1 protein-coding gene and 1 pseudogene are annotated in these 1461 nt (G+C 68.4%); both read left to right on the top strand.

Annotated features, from left to right (window positions below):
- Positions 1–4 precede the first annotated feature (4 nt).
- A complete protein-coding gene (locus Q7A36_RS39775) occupies positions 5–922 on the top strand; it encodes an MBL fold metallo-hydrolase (RefSeq protein ID WP_370655808.1) in 918 nt (305 codons plus the stop codon).
- A gap of 120 nt (positions 923–1042) precedes the next feature.
- Positions 1043–1420: pseudogene (locus tag Q7A36_RS39770) on the top strand (sulfurtransferase); the annotation flags it as partial.
- Positions 1421–1461: the final 41 nt, after the last annotated feature.

The following is a 1461-nucleotide window of genomic DNA, read 5'->3' as shown; positions in this document are numbered from 1 at the left end:
AAACGTGACCAGCTCGGTCGTCTCCACCTCGCCCTGGTCCGTCTTTGCGTCCAGCCGCACCGTCCACTGCATCAGGCCCGCCCTTGTGGTCCGGCCCCAGCCAAGTCGACCAGCCGGGGCCCGGCAAGCGGCTTGCCCCAGGTTTTTGACACTCCCGGGCTCCGGCGGCAACGTCGCCGTCCTCACCGGACGTGATGGGAAGGTCATGGTGGACGCCGGCATCGAGGTCTCACGCCGGCAGATGGCCGCCGCGCTCGAGGATCTCGGCCCAGGGCCGGTCACGCACCTGATCAACACGCACTGGCACTTCGACCACGCCAGCGGCAACCAGTGGCTTTGCGAGCTCGGTCCCCGGATCGTCGCGCACGAGAACACCTTGAAGCACCTGGCTACGCTCCAGCGGGTGGACGACTGGGACTCCGACTTCGCGCCCCTGCCCCCCGCCGCGCTCCCCATGGAGGTGTTCCAGTCGGACCGGACACTGGCGCTGAACGGCGCGACCCTGGAGCTGAGGTACTACGGGCCGTCGCATACCGACAGCGACATCTCAGTGCGGTTCGCCGAGGCCGACATCCTGCACGCCGGCGACACCTACTGGAACGGCGTGTATCCCTTCATTGATCACTCGACGGGCGGCAGCATCGACGGCGCGATCCGCGCCGCGGAGGCCAACCTGGCCGCGGCGACGGACGCGACCATCGTCATCCCCGGGCACGGCGCCCCGGTCAGCGACCGCACCGGGCTGCTCGCGTTCCGCGACATGCTCGTCAGCATTCGCGCGAAGGTCGCCGCGCTGAAGCGACAGGGCCGGTCGCTCGCCGAGACCGTCGCCGCGAAGCCGACTGAAGAGTACGACGCCAGGTGGGGCGGGTTCGTCGTCGGCCCGGCGCTCTTTACCAAGCTCGTCTACGACGGTGTCTGAACAGTCGTGCTGGCGCTGACAAGACCTACGCTGTGGACGCCTACATCCTGTACCTGAACGGGATCTTGCCGGCGGAGGGCGGCCTCAACCGGGCGAGCTTGCCGCGCGTCTGAGGCCAGCGACATTGTCATCTATGACGACACCACCGGAGGACCCGCGGGCCGTGCCTGGTGGGTCCTGCGCTGGGCCGGACTGCCCCGGGTGAGGATCCTGGATGGTGGCTTCGCGGCCTGGAAGCAAGCCGGGCTGCCGGTGGAGGGCGGCTCCGTCGCGCCCGCCGCGCCCGGCGATGTCACGCTGCATCCGGGTCGGCTGCAGTGTGGTGCACGGATCAGCGGTGTGGACGCACGTAGCCCTACCCGCATTCGGGGTTATCTGGACTTTGGCGCTTTTGGATGGCGGTGGTCGTGCGTCCTTCCGCGTAGAGCGGGCTTCATTTGCGTTGTAGGTGGACGCGGTTCATCGTTCCTGTGTCCACGGCGGCGCGATAGATGCTGATGGCGAAGCGCGCGTCCTTGGCAAGGGCGTCACCCTGGAGG

This window comes from Paracraurococcus lichenis (genome assembly GCF_030657435.1).
In the GTDB taxonomy this organism is placed as follows: Bacteria; Pseudomonadota; Alphaproteobacteria; order Acetobacterales; family Acetobacteraceae; genus Paracraurococcus; species Paracraurococcus lichenis.
Note: the sequence above shows the minus strand (reverse complement) of the source record. Positions and strands in the feature narration are given on the sequence as shown.